At 70.0% G+C, this 14,663-nt stretch carries 16 protein-coding genes; 11 read left to right on the forward strand and 5 right to left on the reverse strand.

Going from position 1 to position 14,663, the window contains the following annotated elements:
* Positions 1-64 precede the first annotated feature (64 nt).
* The 3 genes from ACFXKZ_RS20765 to ACFXKZ_RS20775 all read left to right on the forward strand — a co-directional run bounded on the left by ACFXKZ_RS20765 (position 65) and on the right by ACFXKZ_RS20775 (position 2,632).
* Positions 65-709 (forward strand): HNH endonuclease family protein, encoded by a 645-nt coding sequence (locus ACFXKZ_RS20765; protein ID WP_380002357.1) that lies wholly within the window; start codon positions 65-67, stop codon positions 707-709.
* A 119-nt stretch (positions 710-828) separates the two neighbouring features.
* Positions 829-1,803 carry an ATP-binding cassette domain-containing protein gene (locus ACFXKZ_RS20770; RefSeq protein ID WP_380002358.1) on the forward strand — a complete coding sequence of 325 codons (975 nt, stop codon included), beginning with the start codon at positions 829-831 and terminating at the stop codon, positions 1,801-1,803.
* A gap of 7 nt (positions 1,804-1,810) precedes the next feature.
* On the forward strand, positions 1,811-2,632 hold the full coding sequence (locus ACFXKZ_RS20775; RefSeq protein WP_380002359.1) for an ABC transporter permease subunit: 822 nt from the start codon (positions 1,811-1,813) through the stop codon (positions 2,630-2,632).
* A 44-nt stretch (positions 2,633-2,676) separates the two neighbouring features.
* Here ACFXKZ_RS20775 and ACFXKZ_RS20780 read toward each other — a convergent pair whose 3' ends face one another.
* The 3 genes from ACFXKZ_RS20780 to ACFXKZ_RS20790 all read right to left on the reverse strand — a co-directional run bounded on the left by ACFXKZ_RS20780 (position 2,677) and on the right by ACFXKZ_RS20790 (position 6,774).
* Positions 2,677-4,704, reverse strand: coding sequence for a hypothetical protein (locus ACFXKZ_RS20780; RefSeq protein ID WP_380002360.1), 2,028 nt, complete (start codon positions 4,702-4,704; stop codon positions 2,677-2,679).
* A complete protein-coding gene (locus tag ACFXKZ_RS20785; protein WP_380002361.1) occupies positions 4,701-5,612 on the reverse strand; it encodes a hypothetical protein in 912 nt (303 codons plus the stop codon). Before ACFXKZ_RS20785 ends, ACFXKZ_RS20780 begins: the two co-directional genes overlap by 4 nt.
* A gap of 70 nt (positions 5,613-5,682) precedes the next feature.
* On the reverse strand, positions 5,683-6,774 hold the full coding sequence (locus ACFXKZ_RS20790; RefSeq protein WP_380002362.1) for a hypothetical protein: 1,092 nt from the start codon (positions 6,772-6,774) through the stop codon (positions 5,683-5,685).
* A 175-nt stretch (positions 6,775-6,949) separates the two neighbouring features.
* Between ACFXKZ_RS20790 and ACFXKZ_RS20795 the strand changes: the two genes are divergently transcribed.
* The 5 genes from ACFXKZ_RS20795 to ACFXKZ_RS20815 all read left to right on the forward strand — a co-directional run bounded on the left by ACFXKZ_RS20795 (position 6,950) and on the right by ACFXKZ_RS20815 (position 10,538).
* Positions 6,950-7,495, forward strand: coding sequence for a MarR family winged helix-turn-helix transcriptional regulator (locus ACFXKZ_RS20795; RefSeq protein WP_380002364.1), 546 nt, complete (start codon positions 6,950-6,952; stop codon positions 7,493-7,495).
* A gap of 171 nt (positions 7,496-7,666) precedes the next feature.
* Positions 7,667-8,317 (forward strand): DsbA family protein, encoded by a 651-nt coding sequence (locus ACFXKZ_RS20800; protein ID WP_380002366.1) that lies wholly within the window; start codon positions 7,667-7,669, stop codon positions 8,315-8,317.
* A gap of 122 nt (positions 8,318-8,439) precedes the next feature.
* A complete protein-coding gene (locus ACFXKZ_RS20805) occupies positions 8,440-8,940 on the forward strand; it encodes a nitroreductase family deazaflavin-dependent oxidoreductase (RefSeq protein ID WP_380002367.1) in 501 nt (166 codons plus the stop codon).
* Between the two features lie 229 nt (positions 8,941-9,169).
* A complete protein-coding gene (locus tag ACFXKZ_RS20810; RefSeq protein ID WP_380002368.1) occupies positions 9,170-10,063 on the forward strand; it encodes a hypothetical protein in 894 nt (297 codons plus the stop codon).
* A 127-nt stretch (positions 10,064-10,190) separates the two neighbouring features.
* Positions 10,191-10,538, forward strand: a complete 348-nt coding sequence (locus ACFXKZ_RS20815; protein ID WP_380002369.1) for a hypothetical protein — start codon at positions 10,191-10,193, stop codon at positions 10,536-10,538.
* A gap of 27 nt (positions 10,539-10,565) precedes the next feature.
* On the opposite strand, the gene ACFXKZ_RS20820 is transcribed toward ACFXKZ_RS20815, so the two are convergent.
* Together ACFXKZ_RS20820 and ACFXKZ_RS20825 are read right to left on the reverse strand one after the other, a co-directional pair.
* Entirely contained in the window at positions 10,566-11,066 is a 501-nt protein-coding gene (locus tag ACFXKZ_RS20820; RefSeq protein WP_380002659.1) for a hypothetical protein, read from the reverse strand.
* 111 nt (positions 11,067-11,177) lie between these two features.
* Positions 11,178-11,726 carry a DinB family protein gene (locus tag ACFXKZ_RS20825; protein WP_380002370.1) on the reverse strand — a complete coding sequence of 183 codons (549 nt, stop codon included), beginning with the start codon at positions 11,724-11,726 and terminating at the stop codon, positions 11,178-11,180.
* A 167-nt stretch (positions 11,727-11,893) separates the two neighbouring features.
* Between ACFXKZ_RS20825 and ACFXKZ_RS20830 the strand changes: the two genes are divergently transcribed.
* The 3 genes from ACFXKZ_RS20830 (at position 11,894) to ACFXKZ_RS20840 (ending at position 14,655) form a co-directional block, all read left to right on the forward strand.
* On the forward strand, positions 11,894-12,739 hold the full coding sequence (locus ACFXKZ_RS20830; protein WP_380002371.1) for an NAD(P)H-binding protein: 846 nt from the start codon (positions 11,894-11,896) through the stop codon (positions 12,737-12,739).
* Positions 12,740-13,392: 653 nt separating this feature from the next.
* The gene (locus ACFXKZ_RS20835) at positions 13,393-13,476 is read left to right on the forward strand and encodes a tryptorubin family RiPP precursor (RefSeq protein WP_380002660.1); all 84 of its coding nucleotides are present in this window, start codon (positions 13,393-13,395) and stop codon (positions 13,474-13,476) included.
* 120 nt (positions 13,477-13,596) lie between these two features.
* Positions 13,597-14,655, forward strand: a complete 1,059-nt coding sequence (locus ACFXKZ_RS20840; protein ID WP_380002372.1) for a cytochrome P450 — start codon at positions 13,597-13,599, stop codon at positions 14,653-14,655.
* Positions 14,656-14,663 lie beyond the last annotated feature (8 nt).

Here is a 14,663-nt window from a genome sequence, read left to right on the forward strand (position 1 = left end):
CGCTGGTCGCGATCCGCGCCCGGGTCCGGGCCGGACGCCACCACGTCACTCGGGAGGCCACACCTTGTCCACCTCGACCGTGCTCCGTCGCGCCGCAACAACCTTCTGTGTCACCGTACTTGCCCTCGCCGCGACCTCGACCCTGACCACTCCCGCGCAGGCCGCGTTGCCGACACCCGTCTCCGCCGCGACCGCCCGCTCGTATCTGGCCGGCATGTCCGCCACCGCCGAGACCCACGGCGACAGCTACGACCGCAGCCTGTTCCCGACCTGGATCACCATCTCCGGGACCTGCGACACCCGCGAGTGGATACTCAAGCGCGACGGCGCGGGCGTGACCACGAACTCGGCCTGTTCCGCCACCTCCGGCACCTGGACCAGCGCCTACGACAACGTCGTCACGACCGACCCGTCGACGTTCGACATAGACCACGTGATACCGCTGGCCGAGGCCTGGGCCTCCGGCGCCTGGGCCTGGACCACCACGCGTCGCCGCACGTTCGCCAACGACGTGAACGACCCGCAACTCATCGCCGTCTCCGCCTCGTCCAACCGCTCGAAGGGCGACCGGGACCCCGCCGAATGGCTGCCCCAGGCCTCCTACCGCTGCACGTACGCCCGGGCCTGGGTCCAGGTCAAGCACGACTACGCGCTCACCGTCGACAGCAGCGAGAAGAGCGCCCTCACGTCCATCCTCAACGCCTGCTGATCACCCGCCGCGAACCGGGCACCCCGGCCGCCCGTTCACCCGTTTCCCACACTGCGGATGCGGATTTCCTCGACAGAAGCGATCATGTAGACCGCACGAGGAGAAAGCGGCACATATCCATGATTGTTGCGGAAAACCTCACCAAGAGGTACGGCGCGAAGACGGCCGTCGACGACGTCGGCTTCGAGGTCCACCCCGGACGGGTCACCGGGTTCCTCGGACCCAACGGCGCCGGGAAGTCCACCACGATGCGGATGATCCTGGGCCTGGACCGACCCAGTGCCGGTCGGGTGACGGTGGACGGTCGGGCCTACCGCGACCTGAGCGCGCCGATGGTGGAGGTCGGCGCGCTCCTCGACGCCAAGGCGCTGCACGGCGGCCGCACCGCCCGGGACCACCTGGTCGTACTGGCCAAGTCCAACGGCATCCCGCTCACCCGCGTGGACGAGGTCCTGGACACCGTCGGCCTCACCTCGGTCGCCAAGAAGCGCTCCGGCGGTTTCTCCCTGGGCATGGGCCAGCGGCTGGGGATCGCCGGAGCGCTGCTCGGCGATCCTCGGGTGCTGCTGTTCGACGAGCCCGTGAACGGGCTCGACCCCGAGGGAATCCTGTGGATCCGCAACCTGATGAAGCGCCTCGCCGGCGAGGGCCGCACGGTCTTCGTCTCCTCGCATCTGATGAGCGAGATGGCGCTGACCGCCGACCACCTCCTGGTCATCGGGCGCGGGCGGATCCTCGCCGACACGGGCGTCGCCCAGTTCATCGCGGAGAACTCGGTCAGCCACGTGAAGGTGCGCTCGCCGCAGGCGGATCGGCTCGCCGAACTCGCCGCGGCGGAGGGTTGGCAGGTGAACCGGGACCCGGCGGGCGCGCTGTTGGTCCGGGACGTGACCACCGATCAGGTCGGTGATCTCGCCGGGCACAACGGGGTGTTCCTGCACGAGCTGGCGAAGGTCGAGGCCTCGCTCGAAGAGGCGTTCATGCGGCTCACCGCCGACAGCGTCGAATACCACACCGGCGGTACACCCCCGAAGGTCGCCGCCGAGGCGGTCCCGGGATGGGGTCCGCCGACCGTCGCCGACCGGATCGGATGAGGCCACGATGACGACGACCGCACCCGCCGCGCCGACCGCCGTCGCGCCCGGCGCGCGACTGACCTTCGGCCGAATCCTGGACTCCGAGTGGGCCAAGATCAAGACCGTACGCTCGACCGTGTGGACCCTGCTCGCCCTGTTCGTGGTGAGCGTGCTGATCAGCTGGGGCATCGCGGGCCTGGCCGCGAGTGATGTGGCCAAGCACGTGGCCGAGGGCAGGAAGAACGACGCGCCGGATCTGCTCACCGTGGGCGTCGCGTTCGGCCAGATCGCCGCGCTGGTGCTCGGCGTGATGTCGATGACGGCCGAATACTCGACCGGCATGATCCGTACCAGCCTGACCGCGGTGCCGTGGCGCGCGTCGATGCTCACCGCCAAGGCCGTGGTGCTGGCCCTGGTCCTGTTCGTGGTGGGCGCCGTCACCGGGTTCTGCTGCTACTTCCTGGCCAACCTGATGCTCGACGCCAAGGACGTCGGCGTCCCCCTCGGCGATCCCGGCGTGATCCGGGCGCTGATCGGCACGGGCCTGTACCTCGCCGTCCTCGGCCTGTTCGGCATGGCCCTGGGCGTACTGCTGCGGCACACCGCCGGCGCCATCACCCTGGGCATCGCGCTGATCTTCGTGGTCGGCGGCGTGGTCGGCCTGATCCCCGGCAAGACCGGCGACTGGATCGCCAAGCTGATGCCCGCAAACGCCGGCAGCCAGGTCATGTCGGTCGAGGGCGCGGACAAGATGCTTCAACCCTGGCCGGGCTTCGCGGTCTTCGCGGCCGAAACCCTGATCCTCCTGCTCCTCGGCACCCTCCTCCTCGAAAAACGCGACGCCTGACCCCGCCGCACCGGAGCCGGCCCCGTCCCGGCACGGGACTCGGGTCAGTCGTCCTCCTCCTCGTCGTCGATGTCCTCGTAGACGTCCACGAGCCGGCTGCGGAGGTCGTCTGCGCGGGGGCTCTCGTCGGCCCACCACGGGGTGGGGCGGGGTTCGCCCGCGGGGTCCATGAGCAGTGAGCCGTCTATCGCGGTCAGCCAGGGGTATGCCTCGGCCGCGGCAACCGGCTCGTCCCATTCGTCGGGGTCGAAGTCCATTTCCTCGATGCCGCGGATCCTGGGGACGGGTACCGGCAGTTGGTGGTGCTTCACCATCCACGTGTTGCGGAAGAAGTCGAACCGCAGATGGAAGCAGTCGTCCGTCTCGGTGTAGAGGATCGGCGGCACGAGGAAGTGGGCGGCGTCGACCGTGGCCGCCACATCGAGGTAGTTCGTCTCCGTGCCACCCGCGTTCCAGCAGGCCGCGAAGTTCACCGGAGTCAGCGAATCCTTGCCGAGCACGTAAATCCGGTTGTCCCGGACGACGAACTTCTCCGGATCCAGAACCACGTCCTGGCCGAGCATCAGGATCGGCGCGGGCATGATGTGCGCCTTGGCGAAGTCCTGTGCCGCCTCGTTGAGTTCGACGATCTCGCCGAGGCGCGTGGCATCGAAGCTCAGAAAGTCGTGGAACGGACAGCAGGCGCCGTTCGACTCCTCCGATTCGGGGAAGAGCAAGGACTTGTCGAAGGGCGCGACGGCGTCCCCGGGGCGTGCTTCCGCGAACTCGCCCTGGACCCCGCCCCATTGCTCGGCGAGGAAGGCGGGGATCCAGTCCGCGTCCTCGGCCTCGATCACGACCGACTCGCACGTGTCGCGGAACGCCGTGTCGCCGAGCTTACAGTTGAAGTAGTCGAGCAGGGTGATCGCGGCACACGCGGCGAGTGACAACCCCTCGCGCCGCCCGAACCAGAAGTCGTAGCCGTTCGCGACGAAGTCCACCCCGCGGAACCGCTTGTGGACGAACGGTTCGCGCCGTGCGTCGGCGGCGGTCGGCACGTTCCAGTGCGCGGCGGCGACACGGTTGTAGTAGGCGTCGGCGTAGCGGGCCAGCTCCGGGGCGAAGACGCTTTCGCCGGTCAGGTAGCACGCCTTGCCGAACAACGCGCCGATCTCGGGATCGTGGGCGATGTCGGACTCGGCCCGGTGGTAGACGAGTTCGGTGCGCAGGAACACCTTGCGGCCGTCCCGGTAGGGCGCGCCATCGTGTTCGTACCGCTGGTCGAAGACGACGCAGTCGAAGGCCGCGATGTCGGTGAGCGCGACGCCCCCGGTCAGGTCGAGCGCGGGCTCGCCCGAGCCGCCGGTGAGGTAGAGCAGCACCGTGTACCGGGAGACGTGCCCACGTGCGGCGTCGTAGTAGGGCGTGTCCCGATGCCGGTGGAAATTGGCGTCGCCGGGCTCGAAGCGGTTGCACCGGAATACCGGGTTGACGTGCGAGAAGCCGTCGAGCATCGCCTCCGGCAGCCCTCCGGCCACCGCCTGGGTGAGCGCGTCGGCCAGGAGCGCCGAGTGGAAGATGAAACGTTCGCCGCCACGGGAGCCGCCGTTGAGCGGCGGGACGTAGAGGTTCGACGCGTCCAGGCCCTCGAGGCGGGCGCGGGCGGCGTCCGGCAACCGCAGCCGTGCCGAGTAGGCGTCCCGCGCGAGTCGCACCGGTTCGTCTAGGGTGCACTCCAGCGGGACACCCTCGAAGAGGCGGTCCAGGGGCACGATGTTCTCGAAGGTTCGGAACGACAGTTCGCGCGGGTCCACGAACACGGCGGCCAGGTGCGGGACTTCAGCGCTCGGCCGGGCGAACCGCTCCCGAACCGCCGCGTCGATGTGCTCCGCGTCGACGAAGCGCACCGCCTTGAAGCGTGCCGTCGGATGCCAGGACACCGCCAAGCCGTCGACGACGGCGGCCGCTCCGGTGTCGATCGTGTCGACCTCGGCGCGGTAGCGGGTCACCTCGTCCCGGTCGGCCGCGCCCGTCGAGCCGGCCGACAACGCGAAGAAGCGGTCGCGGAGTTCGATGAGGTCGATGGCGGTCACACGCTCCTCCAGAAGCTGCGCAGTGCGCTCGAAAACCCGGTGGCGGACGCCAGAATCCGCACGCCGGCGTCGGTGACGTCCTGGCGGTGGGCGAGCAGTCGCCGTAGCGAACCGGCGAACGGCGCCTCGACCAAGGCCTGCGCGCCGTCGGCGCCGATGTGGTTGTAGCGGAGGTCGAGGTCCCGAAGCCGCTCGAAACGGGCCAGTTCGCGTACGCCCTCGCCGGTGAGTCGGTTGCGCTGGAGGTGCAGTCGCCGGACGTGGGCGAAGTTCGGGGAGGCGGCCAGGGCCGCCATGCCGTCGTCGCCGATGCCGCAGTAGCGCAGGTCGAGCGTGTCGATCCGTCCGGTGGAGGTCGCCGCGGCGAGGCATCGGGCGCCGGGGTCCGCGAAGCGGAAGTACGAGAGGTCCAGTTCGCGGATTCCGCCGAGGTCGAGATTCGCGAGGGCGTCCGCCTCGTGGGGCGGCGGCGGGAGCGGCATGTCGTGTTCGTCGAAATCGGGTTCGTCGTCGAAGTATTCGGCGTCCGCCTCCTCGGCGGCGCTGCCCGGCCGGATCCGCAGTCCGGTCACGAAGCCGCCCGCCAGGGCCTCGGCGATCCGCGCGGGGGCTTCCGGCTCCCAGGCGACGACCACCTTCGTGGCGAAGCCGTGCAGCCGCGCCACGGCCTCTACGCCCTCCGGCAGTTCGGCGTCCCAGCGCTCCCGGTGCTCCTGCGTCAGGAGTTCGATCTCGGCTCGCAGCGCCCGCCGTCGGTCGTCGCGGACCTCGCTCGCGAGACGCAGATCCAACTCGATGAGGCTGCCACGGGCATCACCCTGCTCCCGCAACAGCTCACCGTAGGCCCGCCAGGTGCCGAGATCTCCCGGATCCGCACGCAGTATTCGCTCCAGCGACGCAACTCCCATGCCGGGCAACAGTAGGGGCCGTCTCCGACACACCGGCCTGCACGGCCCAACACCCCGCCACGACCGGCGGTTACCGCGCCGTGCCCATCGGCCGCTTGGAATCCCGGTAGGGGCAGGCCAGTTGGTGCAGGATCTCCTGGGCGAGCAGGTCCTCGCGACCCTTCAACGCGTCCGCCGAGCGCCGGTCGTGCGGGAACACCAGTTCCGCGGCAACGTTGTCCTGCACGATCCGGGCCAGGTTGTCGAGGGCGACGAGGACCGGGTCGGTGGGCGGCTGGGCGGTCGCGATGTCGATCAGGTGTGAGTCGGCCGTCGCGGGGTCCATGAACCGTTTGACGATGATCGAGTTCTGGTTCAGGGCGGACGTGGTCCAGATCGACAGGACGACGACGTACAGGCCGGGCCAACCGGCGGGGCCGACCTCGTCCCGCCACCGGTTCATCAGCTCGGTCACGCCGTCGATCTGCGCCCGGGCCGCGTACTCGATGTTGGTGGCGATGGCCTCGCCCAGGCCGCCGGTGAAGTCCTCGAACGACCGCATGTCGAACGCGGCACGGCCGGTCGCTTGTGCGATGAACTCCAGGGCCGCGTCGAGGATTTGCCCGCTCGCCACAGCGAGCCGGCCGGGCAGGCGCGCATCGTCGAGCTGCCGTCGGGCGTCGGCCAGGGTGGCGCCGAAGGCCCGAAGCGGACCGATCCACTCGTTCGTACCGGGGCCCTTGAACGCCACCATCTCCACGTCGTGCCGGTCCAGGCGCGCGGTACCGGGCGGGTTCGGGATTCGCCGGCTCAGGTATGGCGCGAGGATCGAGAAGATGCCCAACGGCACGTGGGCGATCGACTTGGCCGGTTCGAAGATGTCGGAGACGGGCCACAGCGACTCCCGTCGGCCCTCGTGTACGAGGGTGAACAGGCCGCCTCGGGCGTCGTTCTCCACGACGACGACCGGCCCGAGGTGCGGGATCAGCTCGGCCCGCAGCGTGTCGTAGTGGCGCCGCGTGTCGCCGTCGATCGCGACGATCGTGTTGCGGGCCCGCAGTTCGGCGCCGGCCGGATCCGGCCCCGGATCGCCCGCGTCCGGGGCCGCGGCGCCGATCCCGCCGAGGAACGTCGAGGCGCCGATGGCCGTCACGGACCCGAGGAAGTCCCTACGCGCGGTCATGCTGCACACGCCCGCCTCTCCGCCGCTGCGTCCCGGGCCCGGCCCCGTTGTCGACCTCCAGCGTGAGGGCGCGCGACGGCGCGATGCCATCCCTCGTTCGACTGAACGCGCGGGGCCGTCCCCCCGAGCCACGGCGCCGGCCGGGAGTGGGAGAGGTGATGATCTCGGAGGCGCGATGATCGTCGTGGGAGTCGGATGGGGCGAGCGAAGGGGGCGGAGCGTGGGCGAGAACGACGGCGCCGGGATCGAGTCGGCGCAGGATGCCGCGAACGACGAGCTGGTGCTCGCGTTCGGGCGGTTGCAGGGGGCGGCGGGGCGGCTGGAATACCTGCTCGGCGGCGCGATCGAGGAGGAGTTCGGGATCAGTCACCTGATGTACGAGGTGCTGCTGATCGTGGGCCGGGCGGGTGGCGCCGGCATGTCGATGCGCGCGATCGCACAGGAGCGGGTCCTGACCACGGGCGGGATGACCCGCCTGGTGGACCGCATGGAGGCGGCCGGCCTGGTGACGCGCACCGACGACCCCACGGACCGTCGCGGCAAGCTGGTACGGCTCACCGCGCACGGCCGGGACGTCGTGGTGCGGGCCAGTCGACTCCACGTGCAGAACATCCGCCGCCACTTCCTGGCCCCGCTGCCGGAGGAGGCCCGGGAACAGTTCATGGAGTGCCTGCGCATCCTGTCCCACTCGGCCCGCGACGCGCTGCCGCGCCTGCGCTAGAGGCCCTGTCCGGCGGATCTTGGCGGGTCGCCCGATCGAGTACACACCGCGACGGGAATACCTGACGGGGCAGATACTGTTGGAGCAGAGACATTGCCCCGGGCAGCGGTTGCGCCCGGAGCGGTGCGGTGCGTGCACCCGAGCCATTCCCTCCCGAAAAGGTCCCTTCCCGTGAAACTCATCTACGTCTTCGACGCATACTGCGGCTGGTCCTACGGCTTCGCCCCCACCCTCGCCGAGGTCACCGCGCGCCGGCCCGAACTGCCCGTCGAGGTGGTGTCCGGGGGGCTGTTCACCGGGCCGCGCGCCGTGCCGATCCGCGAGTTCGGCTACGTACAGGGGGCGAATGCCCGGATCAGCGAGCTGACCGGGGTCGCGTTCGGGCCGGCGTACGAGCGGCTGATCGCGGACGGGTCGTTCGTGATGGACTCCGCGGCGGCCGCGCACGGCATGGCGGTGCTTCGGCGGGCGGCGCCGGATCGGGCCGCGGCACTGGCCGGTGACGTGCAGGCCGCGTTCTACCGCGACGGGCTGAGCCTGTCGGAGCCCGGTACGTTCCTCCGCGTCGCCGCCGCGGCCGGCCTCGACACGACGGAGATCGCCGCCGCGCTCGACGCGCCGGCCGGCCGTCACGCGGCCGAGGCCGACTTCCGGCGGGCGGCCGAATTGGGCGTGACGGCGTACCCGACCCTCCTGGCCCAGGACGGCGAGCGCATCGCGGTCCTGGCCGTCGGCCGCGCCGATCCCGACACGATCGACACCGCGCTGGAACGATTCGGCGCGGGCCGCACCGAGACCACCAGCAGGTCCGCGAGGCCATGACGCCCTGACGCCCTGACGCCCCGGTCGGCCGGGCCCCCTCGACACAGGGTTGATTATGCGCATAATCTTATGCGCATAATCAATCTGCCGTCAGGCACAGTCACCGCCCGTCGAGGAGAGCCATGACCACCGACATCGACCAGAGCACGAGCGCAATACCCACCGGCGACTACGAACCGAGCGCGTCGCCGTGGGTCCGCGAGCACGTCGAGCAGATCATGCGCACCGGGACCACCGAGGGCATCACGATCAAGGGCCTGCCCACCGTGCTGCTCACCTATCGCGGCGCCAAGTCCGGCAAGATCCGCAAGACACCGGTGATGCGCGTCGAGCACGAGGGGCGTTACGCGGCCGTCGCGTCCAAGGGCGGCGAACCGACCAACCCGCAGTGGTACGCCTCCCTCGTCGCCGAACCCGTCGTCGGCCTCCAGGACGGCACGGTCGCCGGCGGGTATCGGGCGCGCGAGGTGTTCGACGACGAGAAGGCCGTGTGGTGGCGCCGGGCCGTGGCGGCGTACCCGGACTTCGCCGACTACCAACTCCGGACCGACCGCCTGATCCCGGTCTTCGTCCTGGAACCCGTCGACGCGAACACACCGGCGCAGCACGACGTCGAGCACTGAGTCGACCCTCGCGCCCGGCGAAGGCGGCCTCCACCCCAGGGCGCCGCTTTCGCCGGCGCCCCACCCCCGCCATCTCGACGAAACCCCCGCCGGCGCAGGCGAGTCCGCCTACCCTGATCGGGGAGGGTCGTACGCGGTGGTGCGCGGCGACCGTGGGGGGAAGCGCGTCCGTATCCGCGTCCACCGGGCGCCGATCACCGGACGCGGTGAGACAGTGGGGGTATTCGGCATGTCCTTCGGTGTGTCCTCGAACCAGGCGTCGGGCGTGCGCACGCTCGGCCGGACGGTGTGTGCGGCGACCGTGGCGGGATCGCTGGTCGCCTGCGGGGTGGTGGTCAAGCAGGGTCTTCCGGCGCTGACCGTCGAGGTGGCCCGGCTGATGATGAGCCAGGGCGGCGACATCACGGTCGAGCAGGCCGCCAAGCTCACGGTGACCGTGCTGGGACCGATCGCCCTGGAAGCACTGCTCGCCGCGAGCACATCCGACCCCGACCCCGGCACCGGCCCGTCCGGCGGCATCGTCCCCGTGACGCATCGAATCGCCCCCGCCACGACGCAACCGGTCGACAACGACTGGACGATCGTGGTGCGCCGCAAGGTCGGCGGCACCGTGCGGAACGCCGGATACCGAGTTGCCTACGCGGGCAAGGTGTACGTGCTCACCAACGGCCGTACCGCGCAGTCGTTCGAGCCCAGTCGGAAGCTGATCACGATCGACGCCACCTCGGACACCGCGACCGCCGTCGCCGTCGTGGACAGCCTGGAGCAACCGGTGCGCAGCTCGGGCAAGTTCCGGCTCCTGGTGGCGGGCAAGTACACCGACTACGACTTCGACTCCGACAAACGCTCCGCCTCGCACGCCGGCACCGACCTGCACGCCGGCCTCGGCGGCCCCTCGGCCGCACACGGCGCGCGGTACGCGAAGTTCTCCGGCGACAAGACACCGTCCCTACAGGACTGCATCACCGAACCACCGGACGCCTGGGGCAGCGACTTCAACAAGCTCAACCCCTACGGCCACTACTGCCTGCAAACCACCGACGGCCACTTCGGCACCCTGGCCCTCAGCACCACGAGCGAATACTCCTACACCATGTGGCAAACAGCAGCCGCCACAAAGTGACATACGATCACCCCAAACCAACGCAACCCAACCCGAAGGGAAACGTGGCGCGGGTGGATGTCATCGAGGCGCGGGCGCGGTTGGCGGACAAGATGGAGCGGCGCGGCGACTGGCCCGAACGGGCGCCGTGGATCCGGGCGGCCGTGGCGGCGGGGACCCGCACCTGGTGTTCGCGCTGCGCGTTGCGCTTTCCGACGTGCGGGTGTACGCCGCGCGCGATGCCGACGGCGTGAACGCGTGGGTCCATGACGGCGCGACGTCCTGGGCCACGTACTCGGCCGCCGCCGACGGCACGACAACCCTGCATCAGGGCGGCCCGCGCCGTTTGGGCGACGAACTGGAAGCGGCGTGGGAGCGGTGGGCGGCGATGGGGGCGCCGGGTGTGTACGACCACGGGATGACCGTCACGGCCGACGCGCAGTATGTATGGGTTCACGACCCGGAGAGCGGGCCTACATGGCCGTCGGGTGCGTGAGTTGCGGGCCTGGGCCGGTCGGGGGGATCAGGTGCGGCCCGCGTCGTGCTGGGCTTGGCGCAGTGTCTGTGAGGGGGGCATCCAGTCGGCGCGGATCACCCGGAAGCCTGCGGCTCGGTAGGCGTCGCAGACCAGGGCGTCGTCGTCGACGACCATCGCGACGGTCCGGCCGCGTGCGAGCTTTCGCAGCAGTGCGGGTTTGGCGACCCGGGCCGGGCGGCGGTCCCGCTCGGCACGCATCAGCAGGCGGCCGGCGGGCAGCCCGTGGCGATCCAACCAGTCGACCGTGTCGCGCCTGCAGCGCTCCGGGCGGCCGGTCAGGTACACCACCTCGTGCGCCTCCGCACTGCTCCGCGCGAGTTCGACACCCTCGGCGAGCGGCGCGTCCCGCGTCGCGGCCGCGAAGAACGCGTCCCAGTCCCGGGGCGACGCCTCGACGAAGTGCAACCGGTGTCGGGTATCGGCCACCGTGCCATCCAGGTCGAACACCGCCAGCGGACGGGATATCACAAACGCCTCCACGACAATCCGGACTCGGTCGCGCAGTCTACGCCGACCCCGCAGGGTGCCCGAGCGTCGGCTCGGCTCCGCCGCCTCACGCCCCGCCGTCGGTCGGCCCGATCCGCGCGGCCGCGATGTTCACATGCCCGTTGTGCCGTCGAGGCGTTCGCGGAGGAGGTCGGCGTGGCCGTTGTGGCGGGCGTATTCGGCGATCATGTCGACCAGGATTCTGCGTAGCGAGATCGGCTCCCCCGTACGCTTGCGCGTTCCCCTTTCGTCCAACGAGGGCGCGGCGGCGGTGATTCGGCGCGAGTGTTGGCACTCGGCCCGCCAGACGGCGAAGGCTTCGTCGGTGTCCCCGTCGAGGCTGTCGAAGTCCTGGTCGGGATCCTCGTCGGAGTAGTAGAGCAGCGGGAGTTCCTCGCCGGCGAACTGGATGCGGAACCACCAGCGCTCGACACCGGCCAGGTGCCGCACCAGGCCGTGCAGGGACATCGTGGACGGCGGTACCGCCCGTTCGGACAGCTGCTCCGAGGACAGCCCGGCGCACTTGAGCTCGAACGTGTCCCGGTGCCAGTCCAGCACCGCGCTCAGCGTTTCCCGCTCGCCTCCCACGGAGGGCGGAGCGGGTCGATCGTCCCCGTCCCATCGGGGTGCGTAGTGCCGGGGCGGGGGCGTGCCGTCCATGGTCCACCTTCCGGGTCGGAGTCCGACCGAGTATGACCGGCTCCGCCGACACCCGGCCCGAGCGAAACCCGGCCCCACCGACATCCGGTGACAGATGCGCGAAACGCGTGCTACGGTCACTCTCGTCGAACTGAGTCAGTCAACTAACTAACAAGCAGGAGACGACAATGATCGTGATCACGGGTGCGACCGGCAACATCGGCCGGGCGCTTGTGGGGCAGTTGGCGGCAGCGGGCGAGGACGTCGTGGCCGTGTCGCGGCGCCCGCGACTCACGGACCTTCCGGACGGCGTACGGCACGCCCGCGCCGACGTCGGGAACGCGGCGAGCATGCGGCCGGTCCTCGACGGCGCCGACGCGTTGTTCGTCCTTGTGGCGGGTGAACTCAACGCCCACGGAGAAAGCCCGGACCACCTGGTCGGCGCCGCCGCGGACGCCGGGGTCGGGCGCATCGTCCTGGTCTCGTCCCAGCTCAACAGCACCCGCCCCCAGGCCACTTCGCATGCCCGGTTGCGGGCGTTCGAGGCGGCGGTGCGCACGTCGGGGACGGACTTCACGGTCCTGCGCCCGAGCGCCTTCGCGTCCAACGCCTTCGCGTGGGCAGAGTCGATCCGCGGCAAGCGCACGGTCTTCGCCCCGTTCGGCGACTCGGCGCTGCCCGTCGTCGACCCCGCGGACATCGCCGACATGGCCGCGGTCGTACTGCGCGAGGACGGTCACGCCGGCCGAACCTACGAGTTGACCGGACCCGAGGCGATCAGCCCGCGCCGGCAGGCCGAGGTCATCTCGGCGGCGCTGGGCGAACCGGTCGCGTTCGTGGAGCTGTCCCGCGAGGAAGCCCACGCGCACATGGCGCAGTTCATGCCGGAAGAGGCGATCGGCGGCACCCTGGACGCCCTCGGCCTCCCGCTGCCGGCCGAGGTGGAGGTCGGCCCGGACGTGGCGAACGTCCTGGGTCGTCCGGCCCGACCGTTCGGCGAATGGGTGGCCCGCAACCTGCCGGCGTTCCGGTAGCAGCCCTCCCGGGCGCGCGAACGGCGGCGCGTCCGGGAGGGGCTTCGGCCGACGAACGGTTTCCGACCTCCCACCGGGCCCACGGGACACGCCGAACTCCCCTATGCCACCGGCCACTTCGCGCCGGCCGAACGATCGGACGGCCGCCCGACCCGTGATGGCATCGCGTCGCCTCACCAAGCCGTCCATCCCTTCGGTGACACGCACCCCGACCACGACCATCGCCACATCGGCCCACCTCGGCGGGACAGCGAGGCCGCCAAGCCGTCACCGCCGCCGGTTGCCACCGGCCCGGGCATCCGGCTCCGCCGGCCCACTTTCCCCGTGGCCGAAAGAAATCCGTTTATTCGCGCTCGCACTCGCCTCCCGCACATGCCCGGAACCGCCGACGGATCTTCCGGCAACCGCACACCCAAGATCGACGAACAGCCGCTTACATCTTTTGTGTGAGGAGTGTGTGAGTAGCGTGTGAGGAGTGTATGGGAGCCTTTTTGATCTGTGATCTACATCACATTGACGCACCTTTCGTATCAAGGCTTCACTTTCGAGGCGACGAGAATCGAAAGGCGGATTCTCTAGCAGTGGATATCGCTCCACCGGCCCGGGTCGTATAGGGGACCCGGCCGGTCCACAGTCACCTGGAGGTTGTCGTGGTGAAGATCGTCAACTCTTTCTCCAAGAGGTTCAGGGTCGAGAAGAGCCTCAAATCCGCCACCTGGTTCATCTGGTACAGCTGATCGTTTCGATCGACTCCGCCTGAGCTTCGGCCGAGTCGGATCGCCGCCCGGGCTCGCGCCCGGTGGAGCCGCGTCCCAGCTCCACCGGGCGGGAGACTCTACGTCCTGTGGAGAGCACCGATGAATCGTTTTGACACGGTCGGAAGTGCCCGGGTCACCCTTTTTGCACCGAGGATCGAGGAACTCCTGCGCGAGCGTCGCGGTGCGGGGTTTTTCCGCATCGACGGCGACACCGTCGGAGTCGCCGATCCGGAATTGATCAACAAACTCCTGGAGAGCAGATCGGCCCACGAATTCGAGCGGCCGACTTTCAAGCCGCTCCAGGGAAGATCGATAGAGCGGGTGGAGGCCAACGACGTCCTGCGGGCCGTGTCGCACGACGTGCGCGCCGCATTGGGCGGACCGGCTCCCGATTCCGTCGATCTTTCCGGAATCTGGCCGCGTATGGGTCACGCCTATCTTCGCGATCTTCTTTTCGGGTCCGACCCGTTGCGGTTCCGCATGCTCACCGATCGCCGCCTCGAAAAGGCGCCGGTACTCACCCGCGCCATGGTCCGCACGAGTGCCGTCCTGCCGGGAAAGCCCGCTCTCGACCCACCGGTGTCCCGCCTCGCGGCCGCCACCGCCGCCGCCGAGCACGGCGACCGGCGCTACGCCATGGGCCTGTACCGCCGGGTCGCCGCGCCGGTGTGCCTGGGGGTCGCGGCACTGGTCGCCAACGCGCTCTGGCTCGGCTCGCCGTTCCATCCCGACGCGAGCAACCGGCACATCGTGCTGGAGTCGCTGCGGTTGTTGCCGCCGTCGTGGAACATCCTGCGAGTGGCGTCCCCCGAGTTTTCCGCCGTGGACTCCCGGATCGGTCCGCACGACGACGTGCTGCTGCTGCCGCTGCTGACCCATCGCGATCCCGAACTGTGGCCCGATCCCGACGTGTTCAGCCCCGAGCGCTGGCACGAGTCGGACGAGGACGACCACCCGGGCTACATCCCCTTCGGCCACGCGAGCGATCGTTGCCGAGGCCGGCACCTGATCGTCCCACTCGCCGAACACCTCATCGAACGCCTGCGCGCCGACGGCCTCGCGGTGAACCCCGGACAGACCACTGCCAAAGTGCCGCTCGCCGGCCTGCTCGGGGTCACGCGGGTACAGGTGTCCAGAACCTGCCCACCCGGCACCTGAGTTCGGCG

The sequence above is a fragment of the Embleya sp. NPDC059237 genome (assembly GCF_042754105.1).
In the GTDB taxonomy this organism is placed as follows: Bacteria; Actinomycetota; Actinomycetes; order Streptomycetales; family Streptomycetaceae; genus Embleya.

Coding starts and splice junctions, on each gene's coding strand:
- ACFXKZ_RS20770 (WP_380002358.1), top strand. CDS start 829: ATGATTGTTGCGGAAAACCTCACCAAGAGGTACGGCGCGAAGACGGCC.
- ACFXKZ_RS20775 (WP_380002359.1), top strand. CDS start 1,811: ATGACGACGACCGCACCCGCCGCGCCGACCGCCGTCGCGCCCGGCGCG.
- ACFXKZ_RS20785 (WP_380002361.1), bottom strand. CDS start 5,612: ATGGGAGTTGCGTCGCTGGAGCGAATACTGCGTGCGGATCCGGGAGAT.
- ACFXKZ_RS20790 (WP_380002362.1), bottom strand. CDS start 6,774: ATGACCGCGCGTAGGGACTTCCTCGGGTCCGTGACGGCCATCGGCGCC.
- ACFXKZ_RS20795 (WP_380002364.1), top strand. CDS start 6,950: ATGATCGTCGTGGGAGTCGGATGGGGCGAGCGAAGGGGGCGGAGCGTG.
- ACFXKZ_RS20805 (WP_380002367.1), top strand. CDS start 8,440: ATGACCACCGACATCGACCAGAGCACGAGCGCAATACCCACCGGCGAC.
- ACFXKZ_RS20810 (WP_380002368.1), top strand. CDS start 9,170: ATGTCCTTCGGTGTGTCCTCGAACCAGGCGTCGGGCGTGCGCACGCTC.
- ACFXKZ_RS20825 (WP_380002370.1), bottom strand. CDS start 11,726: ATGGACGGCACGCCCCCGCCCCGGCACTACGCACCCCGATGGGACGGG.
- ACFXKZ_RS20830 (WP_380002371.1), top strand. CDS start 11,894: ATGATCGTGATCACGGGTGCGACCGGCAACATCGGCCGGGCGCTTGTG.
- ACFXKZ_RS20840 (WP_380002372.1), top strand. CDS start 13,597: ATGAATCGTTTTGACACGGTCGGAAGTGCCCGGGTCACCCTTTTTGCA.